The following is a 26,286-nucleotide window of genomic DNA, read 5'->3' as shown; positions in this document are numbered from 1 at the left end:
TAATGAAAAATAAAGAGAACATCTGGTTCTTGATGGTTGCCATCCTGATTGGAGGCGTCTTCGTCCTGCCAGCGGTTGTCTTTGGGAGCTGGTTCCCTCTGGATATGCCGGCGCTGTTCAAGGTTGGTCGGGATTTTGCGGAGTGGATCGACTGGATCGTCAATCCCAATACGGGCTCGGGACGCTATGTGCCGGTTTACTGGCTTTACTATTGCGCCCACTACTATTTGTTTGGCTCAGATCCGACTGGCTATTATGGCTTGATGGCGCTCATCTTCTTTTTAGCGGCGTTGGGTTGGTGCTGGACCTTCGCACGCACAGAGAAAAGCAAACTGGCGGCTCTTGCGTTGTTAGTGCTTATTTTTGCGGGATCGCCGATTGCCGAGAACATCTACACGGTAGGGAAGCCTGAGCCACTGGCGTTCTTTTTTACGACAGCTATTTTGCTGGTCTTCTTCTTGTGGCGCCCAGTCGGTCGAAGCTCGGCCTGGATCAAGTACGCCACAATATCGCTATTGTTCGTGCTTGCGCTGTGGGCAAAAGAAACATCGCTCGCGTTGATTTCGTTTTCTTTTTTTGGTCTGTTCGTTGCAGGGGTGCTGCGTTTTCGGAATTTGCCATCGGCGAAAGTCGTATCCACAAAGTACGGCGCACTGTCAGCTTCGTTTATTGCGGGGTTCTTGATGTCCAGAATCCCGCACGTCGTGATGCCAGAGTTAGGGACGAATGACAGTTATGTTGATTACAGCATAACGCTCCGCTTGATACGCGAGAATGCCGAGTTTTACATCGTTCAGCAGCCGGATGTTTTGATGTTCGGGGTCTTGGCGGCCATATTCGCAGTTTGGTTGTGTGCGGAACTGTTCAAGCGGACGTTGAGCGAGACGCAGGTTGATTCGTATGTCTTCATGGCTGGTTTGTGCGCTTTGGGTTGGGCTTTTTATCTCGCCCTGCTGATATGGCGTTGGCCGATGGCTTACTACATGCTTTTCCCCTCTGTTCTTTTCAAGGTTTGCACGGTGTATGGGTGGCGTAAAGCATGGCTTCTTGGCGGGCGTAGCTGGGGCGGATGGAGTGCCGTGCCCCTCGGGCTAATGAGTTTGGCGACTGTCTATGGCGTGCTGGTTTTCTATTATGTCGGCATGAGCCAGTTGCAATACTCCGCCATCTATACGAAAGCCGTTCACGAGTATGCGAAGAGAGCGGGTCCCGCGGATGATCTGGTTATTGAGTCATATCCGTTCTTCTCCGAGCAGATAGGGGCAACCGGAGACTTTGTCGAGTTTTCTGCCGACAAAAGTCGAACCATAAAAGGGATTGCCGATGTTCTTGATCCCGCGGTGACCAGCCGGCAGGATATTCTCGATTTGCTGAAAATTACTCCCGTAGATCTTGAGAATAACTACCGCAACTTTCCGGGGGAAGGTGATTTCGTTCTTGTTTTTACCGGCAGGAAAATTGCCCACTGGTTCTTGAGGGGTGTTGCGCCGTATTACTCTGAGGACTCAATACTCAAGACGTCAGGCGCTTACGAGATGGATCTTGTTTCCGCCGCGGCTATGGCGATGCCGGCGTTGTTCGTCAGTTTGTGGGACTGGCGTCCGAAGTTTGAGTTGACCTCTGTCGGATACAAGCTTTACCGCGTGAAGGAGAATGCCCCCCGGTTCGTTTGGCGTGGTATGTATCCGGACAGTTGGGTTGGAGGGAAGGCGACTCTGAAGATTAACGAGAGCTACCCTGCAGCCGTCGTCGCGAAAATGAGTGTCCCGAGCTATGGTTTGCCGAGCACAGTGGTGATTTCAAAGGATGGACATCCTTTCAAGACGGTGGATTTCAGGAATACAGACGAGAAGACGATTCTGCTATCGAGTTATGAGGATCGGGTTCATGTTTATGAATTCTCGACGACGAAAACAGTGGTTCCTGCTGACCTTGGGCTGAACAGGGACAAGCGTAGGTTGGGTTTCCGTTTATCTCTTGATCGAGGCCCGTCATCAGATTTTAAGTCAGCAGTTGATCGATGAGTTCGGCGAGTTTGTGGCAATTCCTTAGATATGTGCTAGTGGGTTTTCTGAACACGGCTGTTGGATATTCCGTCATATTCGGCCTGATGTATGGAGCAGGCTGGTCGCCGGAGTCGAGCAATTTAGCCGGCTATCTTGTTGGTATGGTCGTTTCGTTCACCGTGAACAGGCGCTTTACGTTTCGAAGCAACGGCGCGTGGCGTTCGCAGTTTGTGAGATTTCTTGTCGTATTTGTTGTTGCGTATCTGTCAAACCTTCTGATACTCGTAGCGCTTGTTCGGGTTCTCGGTGTGCACGAGGCCGTTTCGCAGATCGTGTCAGGCGGGGTTTACGTGGTCTCAGCCTTCTTGATGAACAAATGCTTTGTTTTTTCCAGTAATTATGAACAAGGACGTTGATGTGAAAAAAGCTCTTATTACCGGCGTTACGGGCCAGGATGGCGCCTATCTGGCGGAGTTCTTGCTCAAGAAGGGCTACGAGGTGCATGGAATCAAGCGCCGAAGCTCGCTTTTCAACACCGATCGCATCGACCATCTGTACCAAGACCCTCATGTCGACAATCGGAAATTTATCCTGCACTACGGTGACCTGACGGACTCCACCAGCTTGACCCGCATCATTCAGAAAGTTCAGCCGGACGAGATCTACAACCTGGCGGCGCAAAGCCATGTCGCGGTCTCGTTCGAGGAGCCGGAGTACACCGCGAACGCTGATGGCATTGGTGCATTGCGTATCCTGGAAGCGATCCGCATTCTTGGACTTGAGAAGAAGACGCGCTTCTACCAGGCATCTACGTCCGAGCTGTACGGGTTGGTGCAGGAGATTCCGCAAAAGGAGACTACCCCGTTCTATCCGCGCAGCCCTTATGCGGTGGCAAAGCTGTACGCGTACTGGATTACGGTCAACTACCGCGAGGCGTATGGCATGTACGCGTGTAACGGGATTCTCTTCAACCACGAAAGCCCGGTGCGTGGCGAAACATTCGTGACGCGCAAGATCACCCGCGCGATTGCGCGCATTGCGCTGGGCCTGCAGGACTGCTTGTATCTGGGAAACATGAGCGCGCTGCGCGACTGGGGTCACGCGCGCGACTACGTGGAGATGCAGTGGCTGATGCTGCAGCAGGAGAGTGCGGAGGATTTCGTGATTGCCACCGGTGTGCAGTACAGCGTGCGGCAGTTTGTCCAGTTCGCAGCCCAGGAGTTGGGCGTGACGGTGCGCTTCGAGGGCGAGGGCGTGGAGGAAGTGGGCGTCGTCGAGGCGGTGTCTGGTGACAAGGCGAGCTGCAAGGTAGGCGACGTGATCGTGCGGGTCGATCCGCGCTACTTCCGCCCGACGGAAGTGGAGACGCTTCTGGGTGATCCGACCAAGGCGCGTGAGAAGCTGGGGTGGACGCCCGCGACGACGCTGCAGCAGTTAGTGGCGGAGATGGTGGAATCCGATTACACGGCGGCACGCCGGGATGAGCTGGTGAAGAAGGCCGGTTTCCAAGCCTACGACTATCACGAGTGATGCGCGGCTGCAGATGTGTGTGCGTTTGATGAGTCCGTATCTTGAGCGCTGAAGCCGCATTGCCGCTGGTGACGGTGGTCGTTCCGTCCTTCAATCAGGGCCGCTTTCTGGACGATGCGCTGCGTTCGATATTCGAGCAGGACGTTCCCGTCGAGGTTTTTGTGCTCGATGGCGGCTCGACGGACGAGTCCGCGCGCGTTATCCGTGAGTGGGCTCCGCGGTTGGCGGGCTGGCGTAGTCGCAAAGACGAAGGCCAGGCAGCGGCTATCAACGAGGGCGTTGCCTTGGGGCGTGCGCCGTTCGTGTGTTGGTTAAACAGTGATGACTGGCTGCTTCCGGGAGGGCTGCGCAAGCTTGTGGATGCGTTGCAGGCACAGCCTGGCACGCCGGCGGTGTACGGCCGGGCTTGGAATGTGGTGGAGGCGAGCGGAAAGCGGTCTGCTGTATGGGTGGAGCCGTTTTCCGAGCGTCGCATGGCGGTCCGGTGCATCGTGTCGCAGCCGGCATCACTCGTCCGCCGTACCGCCTGGGAGGCGGTGGGGGGCGTCGACGGCAGGCTGCACATGGCTATGGATTACGATCTGTGGTGGCGGCTTTACCGGTCGATCGGCGCGCTGGTATTTCTGGATGACTATGTTGCAGTGAACCGGGAGCATGCCGCGACCAAGACGAAGACAATGCGCCGGCGGCACTATCGTGAGGCGATGGCTGTCGTTCGCCGGCATTACGGACGGGTGCCGATCAAGTGGTGGCTGGCGCAGCCTTATTCAGTCTGGTTCAAGACGATTTTTCCGTGAAATGCAGGTTTTCATGGTTTCCGGCCGCTATTGGCGATGAGTCGAATAAGTAGAAAGTAAATGAATCAGAAAGAGAACCGGCCCCGCAGCGATTCGTCTACCACGGTAGGGCGGCGATTGCGCGTACTGCATGTGTACAGGACATATTTTCCTGAAACGCAGGGTGGGCTGCAGGAGGCTATCCGCCAGATATCGCGGGGGTTGCGTACAGCCGGTTGCGAAGCGTCTGTTTTTACGCTGGCGAAGGACCCGGTGCCGCCCACTGTCCAGATGCAGGAGGGGGTGGTCGTCCGCGCGAAAAGCATTGCTGAGATCGCTTCATGCGATATCGGCTCGCCGTGGGGCGTGGCGCAGTTTCGCAAACTCGCAGCGTCGGCGGATATCCTGAACTTTCATTACCCATGGCCGTTTGGCGACCTCCTCGGGGCGCTGTTCAATCCTGGTAAACCGTACGTAATTACTTACCATTCGGACATCGTCCGTCAGCGAGCCGTGGAGCGTCTGTATGCGCCGCTACGCACGCTGTTCTTCCAGCGCGCGGCTGCGGTGGTGGCGACCTCGCAGGTTTACGCAATGACGAGTCCTTATCTGACGAGGACGAATTGGCCGGTCGAGGTGATTCCCTTGGGAATAGACCCTGGCGACATTCCTGCCGTGTCGGATCCGGTCCGCACGAAGTGGAAGAGCCGCTTTCCCCTGCCATTTTTCCTCTTTGTCGGCGTACTCCGTTATTACAAGGGCCTGGAGTTTCTGATCATGGCGGCGCGCATCAACGGCGCTACCGTGGTGATTGCGGGCGACGGGCCCGAGCGCGAGCGGCTTAAGTCCCTGGCGGAGGGCATGGACAACGTGCATTTTGTCGGACATGTCACGGACGAGGACAAGTTCGCGCTGCTGGCGCTTGCGCGCTCCGTGGTGTTCCCCTCGCATCTCCGCGCCGAGGCGTTCGGGGTCACGCTGCTGGAGGGGGCAATTAGTGCCTGTCCCTTGATATCGACCGAGATCGGCACCGGAACTTCGTATGTGAATGCACACGGTGAGACCGGGCTGGTGGTGCCGCCGGCCGATCCAGTGACGTTGTCAAACGCCATGTCACGCTTGCTCAATGACGAGAAGGAGGCTATGCGGATGGGAATTGCCGCACGGGAGCGCTGCATCCGCTTGTTCAATACGGCTGACATCGGCCGCCGTTATCTTGAGCTCTACACCCGCATATGCGGCGGCCCGGCAACGGACGCAAGGCAGGAGCGCCCGGAGGGGCTGAGTCAGTTAGAGCGGCGCTCTGCGCCCAGAGGTTAATCGGAATGTCGCCTGATTCCCGCATTTACGTCGCAGGGCACAGGGGCTTGGTCGGCTCGGCAATCGTGCGCAACCTGGAGGCGCACGGCTACCGGAACCTGATCAAGCGTACCCACGCGGAGCTCGATCTCGAGAATGGTGCCGCAACGGATGAGCTCTTCGCCCAACAGCGCCCGGAGTACGTTTTCCTCGCGGCGGCCAAGGTGGGCGGCATCGTCGCCAACAACACCTATCCGGCAGAATTCATCCGCAGCAACCTCGCCGTTCAGGACAGCGTTATTCACAGCGCCTGGCGCCATGGCGTAAGGCGCCTGTTATTCCTGGGGTCCAGTTGCATATATCCCAAGCTGGCGGCGCAGCCCTTGAAGGAGGCGTACTTGTTGACCGGCCCGCTGGAGCCAACGAACCGTCCCTACGCATTGGCGAAGATCGCCGGCATCGAGCAGTGCTGGAGCTACAACCGGCAGTACGGGACAAAATTTCTGGCGGCCATGCCGACCAATCTCTACGGGCCGGGCGACAACTATCACCCAGAGAACAGCCACGTCATTCCCGGGCTGATCCGCAAGTTCCATGAGGCAAAGGTGGCCGGGCGTGCATCGGTCGCGGTGTGGGGCTCCGGCACGCCAAGACGCGAGTTCATGTACAGCGACGACATGGCGGCTGCCTGCATCCACCTGATGAAACTGCCGGATGCGCAGTTCGAGGAGCTCCTGGGCAGCGACGAATCCGTTACAGGTCGGTTCGAACCACCGCTCATCAACGTGGGCGTCGGGCAGGACGTGACGATCCGCGAGCTGGCTGTAATGGTGAAAGAAGTGACCGGTTTCACGGGAGGGATCGAGTTCGATACCAGCAGGCCCGATGGCACCCCACGCAAACTCATGGACGTGAGCAAGCTCGACTCGGTTGGCTGGAAGGCTACGACCTCCCTGCAGGACGGGTTGCGGCGTTCTTACGCAGACTTTCTGGCGACCAATCCGTGAAGATCTCAATCATCACGGTCTGCTTCAATGCCGCCGACACGATCGCCGATACGCTTCGCTCGGTAGCGGAGCAGGATTATCCGGACATCGAGCACATCGTGGTGGATGGCGCCTCGCGCGATGGTACCCAGTCGATCGTCCAGGGTTTGAGCCAGCGGGTGGCGCGCTTCGTGAGCGAGCGGGACCGTGGCATCTATGACGCCATGAACAAGGGCATGGCCCTGGCGACCGGCGAGGTGGTGGCCTACCTGAATGCCGATGATGTTTATGCCCATGCCGGCGTGGTGCGTCGCGTTGTCGAGGTTTTCCAGGATCCGAAGGTCGACGCATGCTATGCAAACCTCGTCTACGTCGACCGCTCACGGGCTGAGCAGGTCGTACGCGTGTGGCGTTCACGAGACTTCCGGCCGGGCCTTTTCCGCCGCGGATGGATGCCTGCCCATCCCACCCTGTTCGTACGGCGCGAGCCATTGCTCGCGACCGGCGGATTCGATATCCGCTTCCGCCAGCAAGCCGACTTCGATCTGACTTTGCGTCTTTTCGAGCTGCAGCGCATACGCTCCCGATTCATTCCTGAATTCTGGGTCCGCATGCGCGAGGGGGGGGCGAGCAACGCCAGTTGGCGCCACATCGTAAAAGGCAACCTGGAGGCTTGGCGCATCTGCTGGAAGAACGGTTTCCGGGTGGGGCCGTGGTTCATGCTGATAAAGGTTGCATCCCGCCTCGGCCAGTTCCGCGTGCGGGCCGCGGATCTGAAGGCTCTGGAGCGCCAGGGAACCGAAGCGGCTCTTCCGTGATGCTGTTGCTCGCAGTGGCCGCTTACTTGGCCGCTTGCCCAACTCTGAAGCAGCATTGCTGCCGTGACGCCTGATTCCGCGAAACATGCAGAGAACACCCAGCCCAGTTGCGTCGCCGTTGCCGCGGGCGTCGATCGTACGCAGCACCGCCTGGAATATCGCAGGCCTCGTTACGCCGCTCCTGGTTGCGCTTTTCGCGATCCCCGTCCTGATCAAGAGTCTGGGCGTTGACCGGTTCGGGATCCTCAACCTTGCCTGGATGCTCATCGGCTATTTCAGCCTGTTCGACCTGGGCATCGGCCGGGCATTGACCAAGCTTGTTGCGGAGCGGCTGGGCGAGGGGCGGCACGCCGATGTTCCGGGCCTGGTATGGATGGCCCTGTCGTTGATGCTTGCCCTTGGCGTGATCGGCGCTGTTGTGATGGCAGCGTTGTCTCCCTGGCTGACCCGCGACGTGCTGGAGATGCCGATCGAATATCGTGAGGAGGCGCGCAACACGTTCCTGGTACTCGCGATCTCGCTTCCAGTGGTGATCAGTACCAGCGCACTGCGTGGCGTGCTTGAGGCCTATCAGCGTTTCGATCTGGTCAATCTGATCCGTATCCCCTTCGGCGTCTTCATGTTCGTCGGGCCTCTGTTTGTTCTGCCGTTCACCAGAAACCTGACAGTGGTGGTGGCTGTCCTGATGCTGGGGCGAATCGTTTCCTGGGTTGCGCACTACCGGGCGTGTCTGAGTGTGGCTCCCGAACTGCGGGCGGGAAGGAGTGCGAAGCTCGAGGCTGCTGGTCCGTTGCTGCGTTTCGGCAGCTGGATGTCGGTTTCCAATCTGCTGGGACCGGTCATGGTGTACCTGGATCGCTTCGTGATCGGCGCCATGCTTACTACCGCCGCGGTGGCGTACTACACCACGCCCTACGAGATCGTGACCAAGCTGTGGATCGTCCCGGGTGCAGTGCTGGGGGGCTTGTTTCCGGCCCTCGCAGCCACGCTGGTCGCCGACAGGCAGGCCGCGGTGGCGCTGTTCGAGCGAGGTGCCAACGCGGTGCTGGTGCTGGTATTTCCGGCGGCGTTGTTGCTCGTTGCTTTCGCACCAGAAGGCCTGACCCTCTGGCTCGGGCCGGATTTTGCCGCGCACAGCGCCGCGGCCGGCAGTTGGCTGGCGGTCGGCGTGTTCGTGAATTGCCTTGGCCATGTGGCGTTTGCATTGGTGCAGGCCGCAGGCCGCCCTGATGTGACAGCGAAGCTGCATCTGATCGAACTGCCGATGTATCTTGCGCTTCTCGCGTGGTTGCTACCTCGCAACGGCATTGTGGGCGCGGCCCAGGCATGGGCCATACGCGCCCTTGTCGATACGAGCTTGTTGTTCCTTCTGGCGCAGCGCTACGTGGGTAGGGGGCGCGCGTTGCGCAACTTCGTGTTGGCCATGCTGTTTTCGCTGTCCGCGTTTGGCCTGGCTGTGTTGCCTGACCACGCCTATGCCAGAGGCGCGATGGTGTGCGTCCTCTTGCTTGTTTTTGGCGCGCTTGCCTGGCGTGTCTTGCTTGCTCCTGCCGATCGATCATTTGCACTGGCCAGGCTGGATGCAGCCCTCCGGTTCGCGCGCAGGGGCAAGCAGTGAGCGTCTCCCCGGATCAAGTGTCTTTGAGCGTGTCCGTTGCGTTATGCACTTACAACGGCCAGCAGTTCCTGCGCGAACAACTGGACAGCATCCAGCGCCAGACCAGGCTGCCTGACGAGCTGGTGGTCTGCGATGATCGCTCTTCGGATGCCACCCAGGAGATCGTCGAAGCGTTCGCGAGGGGTGCGTCGTTTCCGGTTCGCTGGCATGTCAACGAAGTCAATCTTGGCTCCACGCTGAATTTCGAGCGGGCAATAGGCCTGTGCCAGGGGGATCTGGTTTTCCTGAGTGATCAGGACGATGCTTGGCATCCGCGGAAGATCGAGCTGATGACGCGTGAGTTCGAATTCGCTCCGGAGGTGGGGCTGGTGTTCTCCGATGCCGAGGTGGTGGACGCCGGTTTGCATCCTCTGGGCTATCGGCTCTGGGATTCAATGGAATTCTCGCGCCGTGAGCAACGACTTCTGACGAATGGACGAGCGCTCGACGTCCTGCTGAAGCATAACGTCGTGACCGGGGCCGCCCTGGCCTTCCGGCGGAACCTGTGCGATGAGTTCCTGCCCTTGCCGTCTTCGTGGATTCACGACGGCTGGATCGCCATCATCGTCTCGATGTGTGCCGAGGTACGGGTACTTTCGGAACCACTGCTGAGCTACCGCCAGCATGGACGCAATCAGGTGGGGGGGGTGAAGCGTAACCTCCAGGGACAGGCCGCTCACGCCGGTACAATCGGCGCCGCGCACTACCGTCAGATGGCAGAACAATATGCTGCCGTTCATGAATGGGTGCGGGCGAAGGGGGGGGGGGCCAGCGGGCAGGCGCATACGCAATCTCTTGCAGGCAAAATCGCGCACTTGCTTCATCGCGCCGGGCTACCGCGCGCTTGGCCCGGGCGTGCATGGCTGGTCGGGTGGGCGCTTGTGAGAGGTGACTACCATCGGTACTCCCGTGGCTGGCGCAGCGCTGTGAAGGACTTTCTGCGGCCGGCCTGAACGGGAAAAACAAATGGGCCGCAACGATCGGCCCGGGGTGGTGGGGTGTCGGGTATCTGGAACAGGGGATGTGTTGTGGGGGCAAGAGCCGAACTGACCGGATTCGGAAATAGAGGGATGGGCATCGCGTTGGAAACCGGGCGTGATCGCGGATCGGCTTACGAGCAGGGCTTGTACTACATGCTCTTGCTGGTTTTCTTTGCCGCGGTCTTCGATCCCATGGCACGTGTGCTGCACATGAAGTACGTGGCATTCGGGGTCTTGTGCCTGTTTGCCCTGCACGCCTGGTGGAGCGGGAGGATGGGGCCATTGTTCAAGCCTGGCCTCCGCTTCTGGGCGGTATTTGCCGTGCTGGTTCCTGGATATGGCCTGGTGTTGACCGCGTTGCGCGCCGGGCAGGTAAGTCTCGGCGCGGATTCCGTCTACCTGTCGGCCGGTGTCTTTCTCGGCTATTGCCTGCTGCTCAATAGCGCGGGCAGCGTACAGGCGGCTATCCGCGCGCTTGATCGCGTCCTGATGCTTCTGGCAGGGAGCATTCTTGTTCTTTCGGTCTTCCTCGTACTTGCATTCGTCCAGATCATCGACCTCAGCAAACCGCTGTTCGCCTTTTTGCTGGAGCACGGAATTGCGTTCTCCGGGATTCGAGAATATGCCGATCTTCGGTTGGTCAATCTCTATTTCTACAGTGCGCCCATGTTGGTTTTCGTAGCCGCGCGCCGATGGGATATCTACTTCAGCGCCGGAGGGCGAGGGGACCTGGCTGCGGCTGCTCTGACGAGTATCGCGCTCTTCCTCACGGGCACGCGTGCCTGCATCGTGCTGGCAGTCCTGACGCCGGCAGTCGTCTGGGGTTGGCGTAGGTATGGCCCGTGGTGGTCGGTGTTCGTTTTCGGCGCGGCAGGGGGGCTCCTGCTTGTCCTGGCGTCCATGATGGGGGCCTTCACTGTCATGCTGTCTTCCGGTGAGTACAGCAATGCCGTCAAGCTGGCGTATCTGACCCATTATCAGAGCATCTGGTCGGACCTGGGGACGCTCCTCTTCGGGCAGGGATTCGATGCGGTGACATGGTCGGAAACCTTCCGCGGGATGCTGGTCGGGGGCTCACGCTCGACCGAACTGACCTATCTGGAGGTCGTGCGCGTGTACGGCCTGATCGTGGCAGTGGCGGTCTGCGCATTGCTGGTGTCGCCGGTGTTTTTCTGGCGCCGGATGACCACACCGTCCTGGCGCTTCCTGCCGATGGCGTGGTTCCTGTTCCTGTTGCTCGCAGCGAGCAATCCCTACATTTTCTCTTCCACAGGCATGACCCTGTTCGGCATCGTTTCGATGGCGATGCTGCATGACATGGTGCGGGCCCGAAAGGAGAGACATGCGGTCGGGGAGCAAGGGGCGGCGTGATCAGACTTTGCGCTGAGCGCGGCGGCGTGCGTTTGCCATGATGCGCCTGCCTGTCTTGCTGGTCGTTGTGCTCTATCGCTGTCCGCTGGAAAGCTCAGGGACCTTGCAGAGCCTTCTGAAGGCCAGGGCGGCAGGGATGGTGCCGGAGGCCCTCTGGATCTTCGACAACGAGCCGGCGCCGGGCAACGAGACGTCCCCCATGCTGGCAAGCCTGGAGGCGACCTACGAACCCAGCGCTACGAACCGGGGGATCTGTCCCGGGTACGAGCGTGCCCGCCTGGCTGCACTGCATGCGGGGATCGAATGGCTCTGGCTGTTCGATCAGGACAGCGACTTCGATCCCGCGTTCATGCTGGGTATGGGAAAGGCCTGGGAGGTCCTGGCGCGGGATGCTGCTTGCTGGGCAATCCTGCCACGGGTGTTTTCAGAAGGTAGTCTCGTCTCGCCGCTTGCACGCGCAGCCCTGCCGCCGGCAGAGCGCGACGGTTATTTGCCTGCCAGTGCAGACGCCAGGGCCATCAATTCAGGGATGATGCTGCGGCGGCGGTTTGTCGACGGGCTGGGTGGTTTCGACCAGCGTTTCTGGCTGGACGGACTGGACCACTGGCTATGTCTGAGCGCGCGCAGCGCCGGTCAGCGCACTGGCGTGGCAACGGCAGTGCTGCAGCACGCATTGTCGGTTACAGCGACGACAGGCTTCGTGTCCGTGGCGCGGTATCGCTCCATCCTCGCGGCTGAACGCCTGCTGTTCCAGGAGCACTACACGAGCGGCGAGCGCGTACACTATCTGGCCCGGCTTCTGTATCGCTGCGTCAAGCAGCCGTTGCGCTGGAAGAGTTTTGCCTACCTTTCCTCCAACCTTGCCCAGCTCTGGCGAGTCTGGGTCTGAATAGCGCGCACATGGATGCCCGCCCGCTGTCGTCACCGAGTCGCCCTGGCGTTCAGTGAGCAGCCCAGCGTAACGACGATGAACAAGCCCCCCGCCTTTCGTGACGATCCTGCCGTGACGGTCAGTGTGTGCATGGCTACGTACAACGGTGCGCGTTTCCTCCGTGAGCAACTCGACTCCGTGCTGTCCCAGCTCGGCGAGGGCGACGAGCTTGTTGTCAGCGACGACGGTTCGACCGACGCCACGCTCGAGATCATCTCTGGTCTCGCCGATCCGCGCGTTCGCCAGGTCGGTGACGGCCGTCGGCGCGGCTATGTCGGCAACTTCGAGCGGGCGCTGCAATCAGCGCGGGGAGAGCTGGTTTTCCTGTGCGACCAGGACGACATCTGGGCGCCTGAAAAACTCCGCCGCATGAGGGCTGCGTTTGCCGCCCGCCCTGACGTGGCCATGGCGCACCACGAGCGACGGCTCATCGATGCCGAGGGCTCCGATCTTGGGCCCGGGCCACGTCTTGGAGACGGCGTCGCGGCCGGGCTGGGATTCGTGCTGCGCGAGGGCGTCAAGGCCCGCATGTGGGGTTGCGCGCTGGCGATGCGACGCCGCGCACTCGACCGCATGCTGCCGTTTCCACGGTCGGTCTATGCGCATGACCACTGGGCGACCATCGTCGGGGGGCTGGCCGGAGGCATCCTGCTCGTTCCGGAGCCGCTGATTTTCCATCGTCTGCATGGTGCCAACGTCACACCGAAAAACGGTTTGCCCTGGTCGGCCCGGGTCGTCGTCAGGCTGCGCTATGGGTGGATGGTCTGTGTGGCCTTGGCGCGGGGTTTGCGGAAGGGTGGGAAGTGAGCACGGAAAAGATCCTGGTGACCGGCGCCACCGGTTTCGTCGGTCGTCATCTCGTAAGGCATCTGCAGATCCAGGGAAGGTCGTTCCGGATCCTGGCGCGCCGTGACGTGCCGGGTGTCGACACCGTACTGGGGGACCTGACCCACCCCGCGTCATTGGTGGCGGCCACGGCAGGTATGGACACGGTGGTGCACTGTGCAGGCTTTGCGCACGCCCATAGCGGTGTGCAGGGCGAACTCGACATCCGTCATCGCGACGTCAATCTGCAAGGTACGCTGGCGCTGGCGCGTGCGGCGGCAGAGGCCGGGGTGCGGCGCTTCGTGTTCTGTTCGTCCGTCAAGGCCGTTGCCGACCCGGGAGAGCGTTGCGTAGACGAGTCGTTCGCGGACAGACCCCTCACCGCCTATGGGCGTGCGAAACGTGAGGCGGAAGAGGGTCTCGCAGCCATTTCGCTGGAATGCGGCCTGGAAGTGGTGAATCTTCGCCTCGCCGTCGTATTCGGGCCGGGCAGCCGCGGGAACGTGGAGCGCATGTGCGCACTGGTGCGCTGCGGCCTGTTTCCGCCCTTGCCGGAAACGGGCAACCACCGCTCCATGGTGCATGTGGATGACGTCGTGGCGGCGCTCATGCTCGCGACGGACACCGCTCGCGCAGCAGGGCAGACCTACTTCGTTGCCCATCCCGAAGCCCTGTCCGGACGCGGGCTGTACGTCGCGATGTGCGAGGCCATCGGACGGCGCGCGGCGGCATGGAGCATACCGGAGGGTATGCTGCGCCTGTCTGCATCAGCGGCCGACCAGCTCCAGGCTGCGCTCGGGCGCCGCCTCCCCTTCGGCAGTCAGGTCGTCAGCAGCCTCCTCGACTCCGCCTGGTTCGATGCCACCCGCATCCAGCAGGAACTGGGCTGGCAACCACGGCTGGGGATGGTGCAGGGGCTGCGTACCTTGTTGCAGGATGAACGAAGAAATTGACCAGCTTTCGGAAACGGAAAACCAGGGAATGTTGAAACGCCTTGTGGATATCGCCCTGGCCGGTGGTGCCCTGGTGGTGCTCTGGCCGGTCCTGCTGTGCGTGGCTGTGTGCGTACGCGCATCGTCGCCCGGCCCCGCTTTGTACTGGTCCGATAGGGTAGGGCGGGACAACCGGATCTTCCGCATGCCGAAGTTCCGCTCCATGCGCGTCGACACCCCGGCTGTGGCCACGCATCTGCTGCAGAATCCTGCGGCGGCCATTACGCCGGTCGGGCGCTTCATCCGTAAGACCAGCCTGGATGAGTTGCCCCAGCTGTGGAGCGTATTGCGAGGCGACATGAGTATCGTCGGACCACGCCCCGCATTGTTCAACCAGGCCGACCTCATCGAAGCCCGTACCGCGGCCGGGGTGCATCGCATGCGACCGGGCATCACAGGTTGGGCCCAGATCAATGGTCGTGATGAACTGGATGTTTCGCAGAAAGTGGCCTTCGATGCAGAGTACCTCGCATCCCAGTCATTTCTTTTCGATGCGAATATCATCGCATCGACAATACTGCGGGTGCTGCGCCGGGACGGCGTGGCGCATTGAGTGCTTGAGGATTCTTGATGAACAACTGGCGTTCGCTGCTCGTTTTCCTGTATGACCTGATGGCCGTGGCGGTGGCCTGGGCCCTGGCTTTCGTTGCACGCTTCAACTTCAATTTCAACGAGATGCCCTGGGGCTGGCTGAGCGCTTCATTGCCGGTGGTGTTGCCGGTATTCGGCACCTCGTTCCTCTTGCTGCGCCTGTATCGCGGGCTCTGGCGCTACGCCAGCCTGGCGGATCTGCGCCGCATCCTGATGGCGGTGGTCCTGGCGACAGCAGCCTCGCCGCTGGCCTACTTCATGTTGCGCATCGAGGCGCCGCTGCCGCGATCGGTGCTGATCATCGCGCCGGTCCTGCTGCTGTTCATCATGTGTGGCAGCCGTATGGCCTACCGCATGTGGAAAGAGTCGGTCATATCGCTGGCGACCCATGCCAAGGGCGAACCGGTCATCCTCGTCGGCGCGGGTGATGCGGCCGCCAACCTCGTGAAGGAACTGACGCGCAGTCCGCTCTGGCGACCGGTCGCCCTGCTGGACGATGACCCCACCAAGTCAGGGGCGGTCATCCACGGTGTGAAAGTGGCCGGACGAATCGAGGATTTCCCGCGCGTGGCGGCGACGACGGGAACACGCAAGGCGGTGTTGATCATCCCGTCCGCGTCACGCGAGGTGCGCCGCCGCATTGCGGATTTCTGCATTGCGCAAGGTGCGGAATTGATGACGGTGCCTTCCGTCAACGAATTGATGCGCGGCGCGGGCGAGGTCGAACTGCTGCGCCGGGTGAAGGTAGAGGATCTGCTGGGCCGTGACCCCGTGCAACTGGAGAGCGAAGCGCTTCATGAATTCCTCTCCCGACGTATCGTCATGGTGACCGGCGCGGGGGGCTCCATCGGTTCCGAACTCTGCCGCCAGATCCTGCGGTTCGAGCCCAGCGCGCTGGTGGCGTTCGATGTCAGCGAGTACGCCCTCTACCAGCTCAAGGAATCCTTCGATGCGCAGGGCGTGAAGGTGCCGGTGCTGCCGGTGGTGGGTGACGTCAAGAATCGTATCCGTGTCGAGCAGGTGCTCGCGCAGTTCAAGCCTGCCGTGGTGTTCCACGCGGCTGCCTACAAGCATGTTCCGATGATGGAGGAGCTCAATGCGTGGGAGGCGGTGCGCAACAATGCGCTGGGCACCTGGACGGTCGCCGAGGCCGCGCGGCGGGCGGGGGTGTCCAAGTTCGTGCTGGTATCGACCGACAAGGCGGTGAACCCCACCAACGTGATGGGCGCCACCAAGCGCATGGCCGAAATGCTGTGCCAGCACCTGGCGGCGGAAGGCGACACGAAGTACGAGATCGTCCGCTTCGGCAACGTGCTGGGCAGTGCAGGGAGCGTGATTCCCAAGTTCCAGGAGCAGATCGCCAAGGGGGGGCCGATCACGGTCACCCATCCGGAGATCATCCGCTACTTCATGTCGATTCCGGAGGCGGCGCAACTGGTGCTGCAGGCCGGCGGCATGGGGCGTGGCGGCGAGATCTTCGTGCTCGACATGGGCGAGCCGGTGAAGATCGTCGATCTGGCCCGGGCGATGATCCGCCTGTCGGGGCTGGCGGAGGACGCCATCGAGATCCAGTTCACCGGGCTGCGGCCGGGCGAGAAGCTCTTCGAGGAGTTGTTGGCCGACGACGAGTCGACCGTGCCCACCCATCACCCGAAACTGCGCATCGCCAGGGCGCGCGAAGTGTCGCCGGCCATGGTAGGCGAGCTGCTCGACTGGTTGCAGGGGCGGCGTACGCTGACCGACGATGAAGTGCGCCGGGACCTCCGGCGCTGGGTGCCGGAGTACGCGCCGGCGCAGGGCCCCCGCCTGAACGCCGTGTCGGGTGGCCGGGACGCCGCCTGACGGACAGACGATGGCACGCATCCGCTACCGCTACGTCGTCGGTGACCTGCAGGGGTGCCTGGACCCGTTGCTGCGCCTGCTCGACGAAGTGGACTTCGATGCCGAGGCCGGTGACCGCCTGTGGGTGGTGGGGGATCTGATCAATCGCGGCCCGCAGTCCGTCGACACGCTTCGCTTCGTCCGCGGGCTGGACGATGCGGCCGTCGCGGTGCTCGGCAATCATGACCTGGCGACCCTGGCCGCGGTGGCAGGGGTCAGCGGCAAGCTGGGCAAGGTGCCGGCAGCGCAGGAACTGCTGGATGCCCCGGACGCGGCGGAGCTGGTGGACTGGTTGCGTGAACGCCCGCTGCTGCACGTCGACGGCAGTCATGTCATGGTCCATGCCGGTCTGTTGCCGGCCTGGTCGGTCTCGCAGGCGCAAGCCTTGGCTCGCGAAGTCGAACGCGCCCTGCGCAGCCCGGACTGGCGCGAGTTCATGGCGCAGATGTTCGGCAACGAGCCGGACCGCTGGAGCGACGACCTGCAGGGCTGGGACCGCCTGCGGGTGGTGGTCAACGCCATGACGCGCATGCGTTTCCTCGGCGAGGACGGCAGTCTGCAGATGAAGGCCAAGGGTTCGCCCGACCAGGCGCCGGAGGGATTGCTGCCGTGGTACGCGGTGAAGGACGCCGTCTGGCGCAGCCACACCGTGTTGTGCGGCCACTGGTCCGCACTGGGGTTGCGCGACATGGGCCGCGTTGTCGCGCTGGATTCCGGTTGCGTGTGGGGCGGTTGCCTCAGCGCCTTGCGGCTGGAGGACCGCCGCATCTTCCAGGTGCAATGCCCGGAGTACGCGGAGATCGGTAGCGACTGAGCGGGCGGCGCTGACAGGGCGGTTCCGGCGTCGTTGCGCCTCGCCGCCGTAGCACGTGCACTATCTTCGTCGGCGCGCTTGGCCAGCACCGTCCTGTCAGCACCTTTGCGGTGCTGACGATGTTCTCAATCACTGCTCGAAGGAGATGCCAGACGCGGCAGGCCGCTGGCCTGCGCGATCAGTGCTTCCGCCTGCTGGCAGGCGAGCCGTCTTCCTTCGCTCGCATCCACACTCTCCAGCCACGCCAGTTGCACAACGATGTGCGGGGCCTTCGTTACTGCACGCAGGCATTCCCACAGCGTGATGTCACCGTCGTAAGCCGAGGCGAGGCTGGTGCCACCGTCGGTATCCAGGTAGCGCAGCAGCGCGGGCTGGACGACGCAGGGTGCGTCCACCGCCGCCTGGAACAGGGCGGGGCGGAAGGGCAGCAGCGCCGTGCCGTTGGTGGTCGTGCCTTCCGGGAAGACCACCACCTGGTCCTGCGCGCGCAGGCAGGCCAGCACCGCGGCCGAGGCGCGCGCCGCCGCGCTGCGGCTGCCGCGGGCGATGAACAGGGTGTCGGTATGCTCCACCAGCCAGCCGATGACGGGCCAGTCGCGCACCTCGTCCTTGCACACGAAGTGGGTTTCGGTCGCCGCGTTCAGCACGAAGATGTCCAGCCACGAGATGTGGTTGCTCACGATCAGCGCGCTGCCCGCAGGCGGCGTACCGGTGGCGACGAGGCGCAAGCCCAGCAGGTGGATCAGCTGCTGCGACCAGACCCGCTTGATGCTGCGTTTGCGCGCCGTGTCCCAGTGCGGGAAGCGCCAGCGCACGATGGCCATGCCGCGCAACAGATGGAAGCCGAGGCGGGCGAGGCGCCAGGCGGCGCGGCTTTCGGTGGAGAGGGTGGAGAACAAGCGGGGACGCGCAGGAGTGGACAGCGGGGCGAGTATAGCCCGCTCGTCCAGTCTCTCCTGGGGAAGCCCCGGCGCATGGGCCGGGGGTGCCATCAGCCCTGGCGGTCCAGGAAGTGGCGCGAGTAGCGCTCGTCGACGCGCGCCATCTGCAGCAGGATCAGCAGGTCGGCGGTGTTGAAGTCGGGATCCCAGGCCGGGGCGCCGCACACCTGTGCGCCGGCGCGCAGGTAGCCCTTCAGCAGAGGCGGAATCTCGGCCGGCGTGTCGTTGGCGAGGTGGGCCACTGGCAGCGGATGGCGCGGGAACACGTGGTACTCCGGTGCGGCCATCTTGTCCTGCAGGGCGTTGTACAGGTTGGCGGCGTTGTGGCCGCCGTCGCCCATGCCGATGCTGGCGCAACCCATCAGGTAGTCGTAGCCATTCTGCATCATGAACTGGGCCAGCCCGTTCCACAGCAGGGTGATGACGGCACCGCTGCGGTACTCGGCGTCGATGCAGGAGCGGCCGATTTCCACCAGGCGGTCGCGCAGGTGGTGGAAGCGGGTCAGGTCGAACTCGGTTTCCGAGTAGTAGCCGACGCGTCGGGCGGCGTCGGGCGTGAGGATGCGATAGGTGCCGACGATGCGGCCCTGCGCCTCGTCGCGCACGATCAGGTGCTGGCAGTAGGCGTCGAAATGGTCGCGGTCCACCCCGGGGATGCGGGTGTTGAGGCGCGCGCCCATCTCGTCGGCGAATACGCGGTAGCGCAGCTTCTGCGCTTCAAGGATTTCGGATTCGGTCTGGGCCAGGCCGACGAAGAGGCTGCGCTGCTTGCGCGCGGCACGTGCTTCGAGCTGCGGGTTCTGGTCGGCGGGATTGTCGGTGCGGCGCATGCCCTGTCCTCATGTCTAAGGTGCAGGGGCATGCTAGGAACAGGGCGTTGCAGCGGCGTGACCGGTGCGTTACGCGAGCGTGACGCCTGCCGGGCGTGGCCTACTTGGTCACGCGGGTCTTGCTGCCGGACAGCACGCGCACCCGCTCGCCGGAGGCGAACTTGTCGTTGCCCATCTCCTGCACGATGACCACGCGTTCGCCGTTGTCATACTTCAGGGTCAGCTCCCAGGCGTCGGCACGGGTGTAGGCCTCTTCGGCTGCCGAACCGGCCAAACCGCCGGCCACTGCGCCGATCACCGCACCGATGGCGGCGCCCTTGCCGTCACCGACAGTGCTGCCGGCGATGCCGCCGACCGCGCCGCCGGCGGCCGTCCCGATCCACGAACGGGTGCCTTCCATGCGCACCGGACGTACGGCCTCCACGGTGGCCTCGCGGAAGCTCATGGGGCGCTGCACGTCGTCGCGCGAATAGGTGTCGCCCGACATGCTGCTGACGCAGCCCGTGAGGGCAAACGGCAGCGCGAGCGCACCGCCGATCACCAGGACGTGGAGGGGAGTGAGGAAACGGGCAGAGGCTGCCTTGCTGACTTTCATGCGGATGCTCCGTGTTACCAGGGGCGCTCTCCGAAGGTTTCCGCGAAGCGCGCCGCAATCTCGTCGCGGCTCGGCTGATACGTCTGCGGGCCGCGTTGAGCGATCTTCAACGCGCCCATGACCGAGGCCAGGCGCGCACTCTTTTCGAGACTCCAGCCCTGGGCGATGCCGTAGAGCAGGCCGCCGCGATAAGCGTCGCCGCAACCCGTGGGGTCCACCACCGCATCAACGCGGGCGGCCGCCACTTCGATGACCTGATTGCCTGCGTAGATGCGTGAGCCCTGGGCACCGAGCGTGACGATCAGTGCGTCCAGCTTGCCGGCGATCTGCTCTACGCTCAGCCCGGTCTTGTTGCAGACCAGCTGGAGTTCATAGTCGTTGACCGTGCACCAGGTGGCCAGTTCGAGGCTTTTCAGCAGGTCGTCGCCGCTGAGGATGGGCAAAGCCTGACCCGGATCAAAGATGAACGGGACTTTGGCGTCGGCCAACTCCTGCACGTTCTGCATCATGCCGTCGCGGCCGTCCGGCCCCACGATGCCCAGGCCGACGCCGGCCATCACATCGCGCGCATGGTTCTCGTGCGAACGGCCCATCGCGCCGGGGTGGAAAGCGGTGATCTGGTTGTCGTCGTGGTCGGTCGTGATGAAGCACTGCGCCGTGTAGGTGCCGGGCAGGGTCTTCACGCCGGACTGATCCAGTCCGTACTGGTCCAGGCGGCTGCGGTAGGGGCCGTCGTCCTCACCCACCGTCGCCAGGATGCGCGGGTTGCCACCCAGCAGCTTCAGGCCGTAGGCGATGTTGCCGGCGCAGCCGCCGAACTCGCGACGCATTTCCGGCACCAGGAAGCTGACGTTCAGGATGTGGATGTGGTCCGGGAGGATGTGGTTCTTGAACTGGTCCTGGAACACCATGATGGTGTCGAAAGCCATCGAGCCGCAGACGAGGGTGGAGGGGCTGGACGCAGAGGCGATGGGAGCAGACATGGGGGGGCAGGTCCCGTGCAGTGAGCAAAGGACGCGATTGTAGTCGTGATTGCCACGTGCCCCGCAGCCGCCTCGGTTGGCAGCCGACCCCAGCCGGCTGGGGTCGACAATCCGTCGGCCGTTCAGTCCGCCAGGGCCATGTCCCGGCGTGCGCGGTTGCGGCCCTGGTGCTGCGCGATCACCTGTTCCAGCATGCCCGCCAGCCGCAGCACCACGGCCTGCCAGTCGATCTGCAGCACGCTGTCGCGTGCGCGGGCACGCATGGCATCGCGGAGCGCGTGCTCCGCGGCCAGGCGGTTGGCGGAGGCGATGAAGGCGGCCTCGTCGCCCAGCGCGGGCCGCAGGCCGTTGTGCTCGGGCTGCAGCACCTCGGCGGCCGCCGCGTAGTCGAAGCCCACCACCGGCTGGCCACTGGCCAGCGCTTCGGTGATGACGTTGCCGAAAGTCTCGGTGAGGCTGGGAAACAGGAACAGGTCTCCCGAGGCGTAGTGCGCGGCGAGGTCTTCGCCGGCGCGCATGCCGGCAAAGTGGAAGTGCGGGTAGCGCGCCTGCAGTGCCGCGCGTGCCGGCCCGTCGCCCACCAGCACGAAGCGCGCATCCGGTTGCGACTGGCGGATCACCTCGAAGGCGCGTGCCGCCAGTTCCAGGTTCTTCTCCGGCGCCAGGCGGCTCACCAGCATGCAGACCAGCGTGTCCGGCCCGGCGCCCCACTCGGCGCGCATGGCGTCGCTGCGGCGCAGGGGCGTGAACAGTTCGGTATCGACGCCGCGCGCTACCACTTCCACCGTGTTGAAGCCGCTGTCCAGCAACTCGTGGCGCAGCGCGTCGGTGGGCACCAGGCACAGGTCGCCCTTGTTGTGGAAGCGGCGCAGGTAGGCGGCCAGCGGCTGCTTCAGCCAGCCCATGCCGTAGTAGCGCGTGTAGCTGTGGAAGTTGGTGTGGAATTCCGTGATCACCGGCAGCTTCAGCTTGCGCGCCGCCGATACGGCCGACCAGCCCAGCGGGCCCTCGGTCACCACCTGCACGATGTCCGGCCGTTGCTGTGACCAGGCGTGCAGCAGCGCGTTGCGCGCCGGCAGGCCCATCTTCAGGTGGTTGTACTTCGGGATAGGGATGCCGCGCGACAGCATCTCCTCGAAGCCCTGGCTCTTCTCGGGCGTGTCTTCGGGGGTCTGGCGCGGGCGGATCAGCTGCACCTCGTGGCCGAGGCGCAGCAGGCCGTCGACGATGCGGCCGGTGGTCATCGCCACCCCGTTCACTTCAGGTGGGTAGGTCTCGGTGACGACGGCGATGCGCAACTGGCGGCGCGTCGTGCTGAGGGTGTCGAGCTGCAGGCGGGTGGCATCCATGCGGGCGGAGATTGCCGCAGGGATGCGTCGGTTTATTGACAGGCAGATGACGCTGGCGTGTCAGCGGCCGCGGTGGGACGGCGCTGGTGTTGCTGGGGCGGCTTGACGTGCCGCGCGTACCGTCTTGCATGGCTGCGCCGAGCGGAAGCTGCCGGTGACGGCTCCAGCCCCGGTGTCCCGGTCGTTCTGCGTCAGCCCAGGAAGACGAAGCCCCAGACCAGCGCGAGGTTCAGCAGGGTGATCAGCACGGCGGCGCTGCCGATGTCCTTGGCGCGCTTGGCCAGCTTGTGGCTTTCCAGCGAAATGCGATCCACGGTGGCTTCGACCGCGGAGTTCACCAGCTCCACGATCAGCACCAGGAACACGCTGCCGATCAACAGCGCCTTTTCCACGCCACTGATGGGCGAGAAGAGCGCGATCGGCAGCAGCACGATGGCGAGCAGCACTTCCTGGCGAAAGGCGTCCTCATGCTTGTAGGCAGCACGCAGTCCGTCCAGGGAATAGTGAAACGCGTTCCAGATCCGCTTGAGGCCGGTCTTGCCTTTGAAGGGGCTTTCCATGGGGTCGCGAGTATTGGCGGGGCAGGTTACGGGGCGGTGACAGGGCGGGTCGCGCGCTGGCGCCGTGCCAGCTTCTGCAGGAAGCGGGCCATCTGCGGGTCGCTGCGCGCGAGCGGTACCTGATCCAGCGCGAACCAGCGTATGCCGTGGAACTCGCTGGCATCGTAGTCCAGCCGGCTGTGCCGGTCGGTCGTCAGTACGTACCACAGCGACACGTCTACATGCCCGGCAGTGAGGCCGACGGTTTCCGTGGCCGTGAGGAACAAGGGGGCGGGCAACAGGAAGTCGGCATCACGCCCGAGGGTCAGTCCCAGCTCCTCGTGGGCCTCGCGCTGCACCGTCGTGCGCGGATGCTCGCCGGGCTCGACGTGCCCGCCGGTGGGCAGCCACAGCTGCGCGTTGATGTGATCGACGAGCAGTACGTGGCCGTCCTGGCCGGCCAGGTCCACGCAGACGAAATAGGAGACCAGGTGGCGCGGTGGCGTGGCGGGTTTTGCCAGGCGGCAGAGTTCGACACCGCTGTCTATCCAGCGCAGGGTATCGGCAATCTGCGCGTGCTCCAGTTCGTCGAGCGCTTCGATGGTGGCCACTTCGTCGCGGATCTGCTGGCGCATGTTGTGGGGGGAGAGCGTGAGCAAAAACGTGTTCAAAACGAAACGGGCGATGCATGGAGATGCATCGCCCGCTTCACGGCTACTACCGGTGTTGCGTGATCAGCCCAGGGCCTTCAGCGCAGCGTCGTAGTCCGGCTCGTTCTTGATTTCCGGCACCAGCTCGCTGTGCAGCACCTTGTTGTTCTCGTCCAGCACCACCACGGCGCGGGCGGTCAGGCCGGCCAGCACGCCGTTCTTGATGTCGACGCCGTAGGCCTGCTTGAAAGCGTCGCCACCACGCAGGGTGGACAGGGTCTTCACGTTGGCCAGGCCCTCGACTTCGCAGAAGCGCTTGGCGGCGAAGGGCAGGTCGGCGGAAATCACCAGCACCACGGTGTTGTCCAGGCTGCTGGCCTTCTCGTTGAACTTGCGGGTGGAGGTGGCACAGGTCGGGGTGTCCAGGCTGGGGACGATGTTGAGGACCTTGCGCTTGCCGGCCAGGCTGGACAGGCCGGTGTCGGCCAGGTCGGCGCCGACCAGGCTGAACTCGCGCCCGGTTTCGCCGGCTGCGGGAAAGTGGCCGCCGACTTCGACCGGATTACCGCCGAGGGTGACAGTGCTCATGCTTCGACTCCTTGATATGCGAGGTGGGTGAGGGTGGCTTCACGGCCGGCACATGCGTGCGCGCCGGCTTTCGTGAGCGGGGGATTGTGCAGTGTTCAGGGGTGGAACACGTAGACCCTGAACCCCGATGCCGGCAGTTCGCGGGCCGCCAGCGGCACGTCGGCGGTGATCTCGCCACCGGCCTCGAAGGCGGCCTGGCCCTTCTGCTGGGCAGGCAGCCATTCGCGGGGGGCGAAGACCTTGCGGGCCAGCGCGCGATCGAAGCGATCGGTCAGCGTCAGTTCGATGTGCGGCCACTGCTGCGCGTAATCGGCCTTGTTGCGCAGGGTCACCACCAGGCGGTAGTGGCCCGGGTTGCCGGGTTCCGGATTCAGGTCGGTGGCTTCCACCGCGATGGCGTCGGAGTCGTGCGGGTAGGGCACGCTGCAACCCACCGCGCCGCACAGGTCTTCCAGCAAGGGCCGCAGGTCCGGCTGCGCCCTGGCGATCTCGGTGCGGAACATGTAGGTCGCCTGCAGGAGGACGAGCAACCCCAGCACCAGTATGCCGAGCGCCCAGGGCTTGCGCTTGCCGCTGTCCTGCGGCAGCGGCAGATGGCTTGCCGCCCGTTCCTCGGCCAGCGACAGCGTGCCGACCTGGGTGTCCGGCATGCCAGCTTCCTTGCGCAGGAGCTGGGTTTCCGGTTCGGGCTCGTCGAGCGGACCGAGGTCGAAGTGCTCGTCGATGTGCACCACGTCGTTCGGTGGCTCGGTCTCGGAAGACTCGTCCACGGGCTGCTCCGCAGCGCCCGCTTTGCGGGCGGCAACGGGCTGTGGCTTGGCTGGCGGGGCGACGTCCACGCCTTCGAAATGCGGAATCTCCCAGTCGTCCGGCGCACCCGGTTCGATGCGGATGTCGTCGCTGAGATCGAAATCCACGTTGTCGGGCAGCGCGAAGTCACGCGAGGGATTGGCCTCCGGTGACATCAGCAGCGTGGGCTCGAAAGCCTTGTTGAGATCGGTGCGTTCGTAATCGAACATCACCGGCGTGGCGTTGTCGGCGCGCGGCGGTGCGAAGGGCTGGATGCTGTGGTCGTCGTGCGCCGCGTGCTGCGGCATCGGCGGCAGGCTGGGCGTCGGCGGCGGGGTTGTCGCGGCCGGGCGGGAGGCTACCGGCGCCGGTGGCGTGGCTGGCGGAGGCGGGGCCGGCCGTGGCGGTGGTGACGGTGCAATCGGTTGCGGTGCCGGGGCGGGTGCAGCGGGCTGCGGCGTGGCGGCCGGGGGCGGTGTAGCGGGCGTCGGTGCGGCGGCCGGCGTGGTCTGCACCAGGTCGGTGTCGTCCGGCATCTCCTCCAGCGAGTTCAGTGCGGAGAAGGCGTTCTGGCAGTTGCCGCAGCGCACGCGACCACCGCGCAGCCCGAGTTGTTCGGGGCGGATGCGGAAGGCGGTGCTGCAGTTGGGGCAACGCGTGACTAGCAAGGCAAGCTTCCCTCCAGGCGGATCCAGCCTTCGTGTTCATCGCCGACGCGCAGCGCGATGTAGGGCGCGTAGGCGTCGATGACGCGCTGGGCCTGCTCGGCCAGCACGCCGGACAGCGCCAGCTGTCCTCCCGGTGCGACACGGCCGGCGATCACCGGTGCCAGCACGCACAACGGGTTGGTCAGGATGTTGGCGACCACGCGATCATAGCGCGCGGGAATGGCTTCGGTGCTCAGCCGCCAGTCGGCCCGCACGTTGTTCCGGTCTGCATTGTGGCGGCTGGATTCGACTGCCTGCGGGTCGATGTCCACGCCCAGCACGGTGTCGGCGCCCAGTTTCACCGCGGCGATGGCCAGGATGCCGGAGCCGCAGCCGTAGTCCAGCACGCTGCAGCCGGGCGTCACGGTGGTGGTGAGCCACTGCAGGCACAGCCGCGTGGTGGGGTGGGAGCCGGTGCCGAAGGCCATGCCCGGGTCCATCTCGATGTTCAGGGCATCCGGGTCCGGCGACTCGTGCCAGGAGGGCACGATCCACAGCCGGTCGGTGATCTGGATCGGATCGAACTGCGACTGGGTGAGCTGCACCCAGTTCTGCTCGGCCACTTCCTCGATCGCGAACGGCGGCACCGCGTCCAGTCCGGCGGCGGTGGCGGCCACCGCCAGCGTGCCGGCGATGTCTGCATCCGCGTCGAACAGCGCGATGACGTGGCTGTGGTCCCACAGGCTGGGGTCGGCCACCATGCCGGGTTCGCCGAACTGCGGGCGTTCGCGCTCGGTGCCGGCGTCAGCATCCTCGATGCTGACCGACAGCGCACCGGCGTCCATCAGCGCTTCGGACAGTGCCTCGGCGGACTGCGCCGAGGCCTGCAGGGTGACCGAGAACCACGGCATCGCTCAG

Annotated in this window: 26 protein-coding genes; 16 read left to right on the top strand and 10 right to left on the bottom strand. The window is 63.7% G+C overall.

The window, feature by feature from the left end; translation table 11 throughout:
* Positions 1-2 precede the first annotated feature (2 nt).
* The 16 genes from VVD47_RS09840 to VVD47_RS09770 all read left to right on the top strand — a co-directional run bounded on the left by VVD47_RS09840 (position 3) and on the right by VVD47_RS09770 (position 17,457).
* Entirely contained in the window at positions 3-2,024 is a 2,022-nt protein-coding gene (locus VVD47_RS09840) for a hypothetical protein (protein ID WP_327603285.1), read from the top strand.
* Positions 2,021-2,422 (top strand): GtrA family protein, encoded by a 402-nt coding sequence (locus tag VVD47_RS20825; protein WP_443080973.1) that lies wholly within the window; start codon positions 2,021-2,023, stop codon positions 2,420-2,422. The genes VVD47_RS09840 and VVD47_RS20825 overlap by 4 nt, the downstream gene beginning before the upstream one ends.
* Positions 2,406-3,536, top strand: coding sequence for a GDP-mannose 4,6-dehydratase (gmd, locus tag VVD47_RS09835; RefSeq protein ID WP_327603284.1), 1,131 nt, complete (start codon positions 2,406-2,408; stop codon positions 3,534-3,536). Before VVD47_RS20825 ends, gmd begins: the two co-directional genes overlap by 17 nt.
* A 41-nt stretch (positions 3,537-3,577) precedes the next feature.
* Positions 3,578-4,333 carry a glycosyltransferase family 2 protein gene (locus VVD47_RS09830; protein WP_327603283.1) on the top strand — a complete coding sequence of 252 codons (756 nt, stop codon included), beginning with the start codon at positions 3,578-3,580 and terminating at the stop codon, positions 4,331-4,333.
* A gap of 60 nt (positions 4,334-4,393) precedes the next feature.
* Entirely contained in the window at positions 4,394-5,632 is a 1,239-nt protein-coding gene (locus VVD47_RS09825; RefSeq protein WP_327603282.1) for a glycosyltransferase, read from the top strand.
* Positions 5,633-5,637: 5 nt separating this feature from the next.
* The gene (locus VVD47_RS09820; RefSeq protein WP_327603281.1) at positions 5,638-6,618 is read left to right on the top strand and encodes a GDP-L-fucose synthase family protein; all 981 of its coding nucleotides are present in this window, start codon (positions 5,638-5,640) and stop codon (positions 6,616-6,618) included.
* Positions 6,615-7,415 carry a glycosyltransferase family 2 protein gene (locus tag VVD47_RS09815; RefSeq protein ID WP_327603280.1) on the top strand — a complete coding sequence of 267 codons (801 nt, stop codon included), beginning with the start codon at positions 6,615-6,617 and terminating at the stop codon, positions 7,413-7,415. Before VVD47_RS09820 ends, VVD47_RS09815 begins: the two co-directional genes overlap by 4 nt.
* A gap of 85 nt (positions 7,416-7,500) precedes the next feature.
* A complete protein-coding gene (locus VVD47_RS09810) occupies positions 7,501-9,033 on the top strand; it encodes a flippase (RefSeq protein ID WP_327603279.1) in 1,533 nt (510 codons plus the stop codon).
* The gene (locus VVD47_RS09805) at positions 9,030-10,025 is read left to right on the top strand and encodes a glycosyltransferase family 2 protein (protein ID WP_327603278.1); all 996 of its coding nucleotides are present in this window, start codon (positions 9,030-9,032) and stop codon (positions 10,023-10,025) included. The genes VVD47_RS09810 and VVD47_RS09805 overlap by 4 nt, the downstream gene beginning before the upstream one ends.
* Before the next feature lie 117 nt (positions 10,026-10,142).
* Positions 10,143-11,423, top strand: a complete 1,281-nt coding sequence (locus tag VVD47_RS09800) for a hypothetical protein (protein ID WP_327603277.1) — start codon at positions 10,143-10,145, stop codon at positions 11,421-11,423.
* Between the two features lie 37 nt (positions 11,424-11,460).
* Positions 11,461-12,312, top strand: a complete 852-nt coding sequence (locus tag VVD47_RS09795) for a hypothetical protein (protein ID WP_327603276.1) — start codon at positions 11,461-11,463, stop codon at positions 12,310-12,312.
* A gap of 78 nt (positions 12,313-12,390) precedes the next feature.
* Positions 12,391-13,161, top strand: a complete 771-nt coding sequence (locus VVD47_RS09790; protein WP_327603275.1) for a glycosyltransferase family 2 protein — start codon at positions 12,391-12,393, stop codon at positions 13,159-13,161.
* Complete coding sequence (locus tag VVD47_RS09785) at positions 13,110-14,132, top strand: NAD-dependent epimerase/dehydratase family protein (protein WP_443080971.1); 1,023 nt, start codon at positions 13,110-13,112, stop codon at positions 14,130-14,132. The genes VVD47_RS09790 and VVD47_RS09785 overlap by 52 nt, the downstream gene beginning before the upstream one ends.
* A complete protein-coding gene (locus VVD47_RS09780) occupies positions 14,116-14,724 on the top strand; it encodes a sugar transferase (protein ID WP_327603273.1) in 609 nt (202 codons plus the stop codon). The genes VVD47_RS09785 and VVD47_RS09780 overlap by 17 nt, the downstream gene beginning before the upstream one ends.
* Positions 14,725-14,741: 17 nt before the next feature.
* On the top strand, positions 14,742-16,604 hold the full coding sequence (locus VVD47_RS09775; protein ID WP_327603272.1) for a polysaccharide biosynthesis protein: 1,863 nt from the start codon (positions 14,742-14,744) through the stop codon (positions 16,602-16,604).
* A gap of 10 nt (positions 16,605-16,614) precedes the next feature.
* Positions 16,615-17,457, top strand: a complete 843-nt coding sequence (locus VVD47_RS09770) for a symmetrical bis(5'-nucleosyl)-tetraphosphatase (protein WP_327603271.1) — start codon at positions 16,615-16,617, stop codon at positions 17,455-17,457.
* A gap of 125 nt (positions 17,458-17,582) precedes the next feature.
* Here VVD47_RS09770 and VVD47_RS09765 read toward each other — a convergent pair whose 3' ends face one another.
* The 10 genes from VVD47_RS09765 to prmA all read right to left on the bottom strand — a co-directional run bounded on the left by VVD47_RS09765 (position 17,583) and on the right by prmA (position 26,279).
* On the bottom strand, positions 17,583-18,356 hold the full coding sequence (locus VVD47_RS09765; protein WP_327603270.1) for a lysophospholipid acyltransferase family protein: 774 nt from the start codon (positions 18,354-18,356) through the stop codon (positions 17,583-17,585).
* Between the two features lie 92 nt (positions 18,357-18,448).
* Positions 18,449-19,228 (bottom strand): GNAT family N-acetyltransferase, encoded by a 780-nt coding sequence (locus tag VVD47_RS09760; protein WP_327603269.1) that lies wholly within the window; start codon positions 19,226-19,228, stop codon positions 18,449-18,451.
* Positions 19,229-19,328: 100 nt separating this feature from the next.
* Complete coding sequence (locus tag VVD47_RS09755; protein ID WP_327603268.1) at positions 19,329-19,823, bottom strand: glycine zipper 2TM domain-containing protein; 495 nt, start codon at positions 19,821-19,823, stop codon at positions 19,329-19,331.
* A gap of 14 nt (positions 19,824-19,837) precedes the next feature.
* A complete protein-coding gene (locus tag VVD47_RS09750) occupies positions 19,838-20,806 on the bottom strand; it encodes a carbohydrate kinase family protein (RefSeq protein ID WP_327603267.1) in 969 nt (322 codons plus the stop codon).
* Positions 20,807-20,928: 122 nt separating this feature from the next.
* Positions 20,929-22,155 (bottom strand): glycosyltransferase family 4 protein, encoded by a 1,227-nt coding sequence (locus VVD47_RS09745; protein WP_327603266.1) that lies wholly within the window; start codon positions 22,153-22,155, stop codon positions 20,929-20,931.
* A gap of 191 nt (positions 22,156-22,346) precedes the next feature.
* Positions 22,347-22,715 carry a diacylglycerol kinase gene (locus VVD47_RS09740; RefSeq protein WP_327603265.1) on the bottom strand — a complete coding sequence of 123 codons (369 nt, stop codon included), beginning with the start codon at positions 22,713-22,715 and terminating at the stop codon, positions 22,347-22,349.
* A 26-nt stretch (positions 22,716-22,741) separates the two neighbouring features.
* Positions 22,742-23,353: an NUDIX hydrolase gene (locus VVD47_RS09735; protein WP_327603264.1), complete on the bottom strand. Its 612-nt coding sequence runs from the start codon at positions 23,351-23,353 to the stop codon at positions 22,742-22,744.
* A 75-nt stretch (positions 23,354-23,428) separates the two neighbouring features.
* Positions 23,429-23,932: a thiol peroxidase gene (tpx, locus tag VVD47_RS09730; protein WP_327603263.1), complete on the bottom strand. Its 504-nt coding sequence runs from the start codon at positions 23,930-23,932 to the stop codon at positions 23,429-23,431.
* 95 nt (positions 23,933-24,027) lie between these two features.
* The gene (locus VVD47_RS09725; RefSeq protein WP_327603262.1) at positions 24,028-25,389 is read right to left on the bottom strand and encodes a DUF3426 domain-containing protein; all 1,362 of its coding nucleotides are present in this window, start codon (positions 25,387-25,389) and stop codon (positions 24,028-24,030) included.
* On the bottom strand, positions 25,383-26,279 hold the full coding sequence (gene prmA, locus VVD47_RS09720) for a 50S ribosomal protein L11 methyltransferase (protein ID WP_327603261.1): 897 nt from the start codon (positions 26,277-26,279) through the stop codon (positions 25,383-25,385). The genes VVD47_RS09725 and prmA overlap by 7 nt, the downstream gene beginning before the upstream one ends.
* Positions 26,280-26,286: the final 7 nt, after the last annotated feature.

Origin of the sequence: Uliginosibacterium sp. H1, assembly GCF_036017065.1 — a bacterium.
Classification (GTDB): domain Bacteria; phylum Pseudomonadota; class Gammaproteobacteria; order Burkholderiales; family Rhodocyclaceae; genus Uliginosibacterium.
Note: the sequence above shows the minus strand (reverse complement) of the source record. Positions and strands in the feature narration are given on the sequence as shown.

Bases quoted from the DNA above. Each gene is read 5' to 3' on its own strand.
- tpx (WP_327603263.1), bottom strand. From the start codon at position 23,932: ATGAGCACTGTCACCCTCGGCGGTAATCCGGTCGAAGTCGGCGGCCAC.
- VVD47_RS09750 (WP_327603267.1), bottom strand. From the start codon at position 20,806: ATGTCTGCTCCCATCGCCTCTGCGTCCAGCCCCTCCACCCTCGTCTGC.
- VVD47_RS09770 (WP_327603271.1), top strand. From the start codon at position 16,615: ATGGCACGCATCCGCTACCGCTACGTCGTCGGTGACCTGCAGGGGTGC.
- VVD47_RS09810 (WP_327603279.1), top strand. From the start codon at position 7,501: ATGCAGAGAACACCCAGCCCAGTTGCGTCGCCGTTGCCGCGGGCGTCG.
- VVD47_RS09780 (WP_327603273.1), top strand. From the start codon at position 14,116: ATGAACGAAGAAATTGACCAGCTTTCGGAAACGGAAAACCAGGGAATG.
- VVD47_RS09800 (WP_327603277.1), top strand. From the start codon at position 10,143: ATGGGCATCGCGTTGGAAACCGGGCGTGATCGCGGATCGGCTTACGAG.
- VVD47_RS09760 (WP_327603269.1), bottom strand. From the start codon at position 19,228: ATGCGCCGCACCGACAATCCCGCCGACCAGAACCCGCAGCTCGAAGCA.
- prmA (WP_327603261.1), bottom strand. From the start codon at position 26,279: ATGCCGTGGTTCTCGGTCACCCTGCAGGCCTCGGCGCAGTCCGCCGAG.
- gmd (WP_327603284.1), top strand. From the start codon at position 2,406: ATGAACAAGGACGTTGATGTGAAAAAAGCTCTTATTACCGGCGTTACG.
- VVD47_RS09825 (WP_327603282.1), top strand. From the start codon at position 4,394: ATGAATCAGAAAGAGAACCGGCCCCGCAGCGATTCGTCTACCACGGTA.
- VVD47_RS09820 (WP_327603281.1), top strand. From the start codon at position 5,638: ATGTCGCCTGATTCCCGCATTTACGTCGCAGGGCACAGGGGCTTGGTC.
- VVD47_RS20825 (WP_443080973.1), top strand. From the start codon at position 2,021: ATGAGTTCGGCGAGTTTGTGGCAATTCCTTAGATATGTGCTAGTGGGT.
- VVD47_RS09745 (WP_327603266.1), bottom strand. From the start codon at position 22,155: ATGGATGCCACCCGCCTGCAGCTCGACACCCTCAGCACGACGCGCCGC.
- VVD47_RS09790 (WP_327603275.1), top strand. From the start codon at position 12,391: ATGAACAAGCCCCCCGCCTTTCGTGACGATCCTGCCGTGACGGTCAGT.
- VVD47_RS09775 (WP_327603272.1), top strand. From the start codon at position 14,742: ATGAACAACTGGCGTTCGCTGCTCGTTTTCCTGTATGACCTGATGGCC.
- VVD47_RS09795 (WP_327603276.1), top strand. From the start codon at position 11,461: ATGATGCGCCTGCCTGTCTTGCTGGTCGTTGTGCTCTATCGCTGTCCG.
- VVD47_RS09740 (WP_327603265.1), bottom strand. From the start codon at position 22,715: ATGGAAAGCCCCTTCAAAGGCAAGACCGGCCTCAAGCGGATCTGGAAC.
- VVD47_RS09840 (WP_327603285.1), top strand. From the start codon at position 3: ATGAAAAATAAAGAGAACATCTGGTTCTTGATGGTTGCCATCCTGATT.
- VVD47_RS09755 (WP_327603268.1), bottom strand. From the start codon at position 19,823: ATGAAAGTCAGCAAGGCAGCCTCTGCCCGTTTCCTCACTCCCCTCCAC.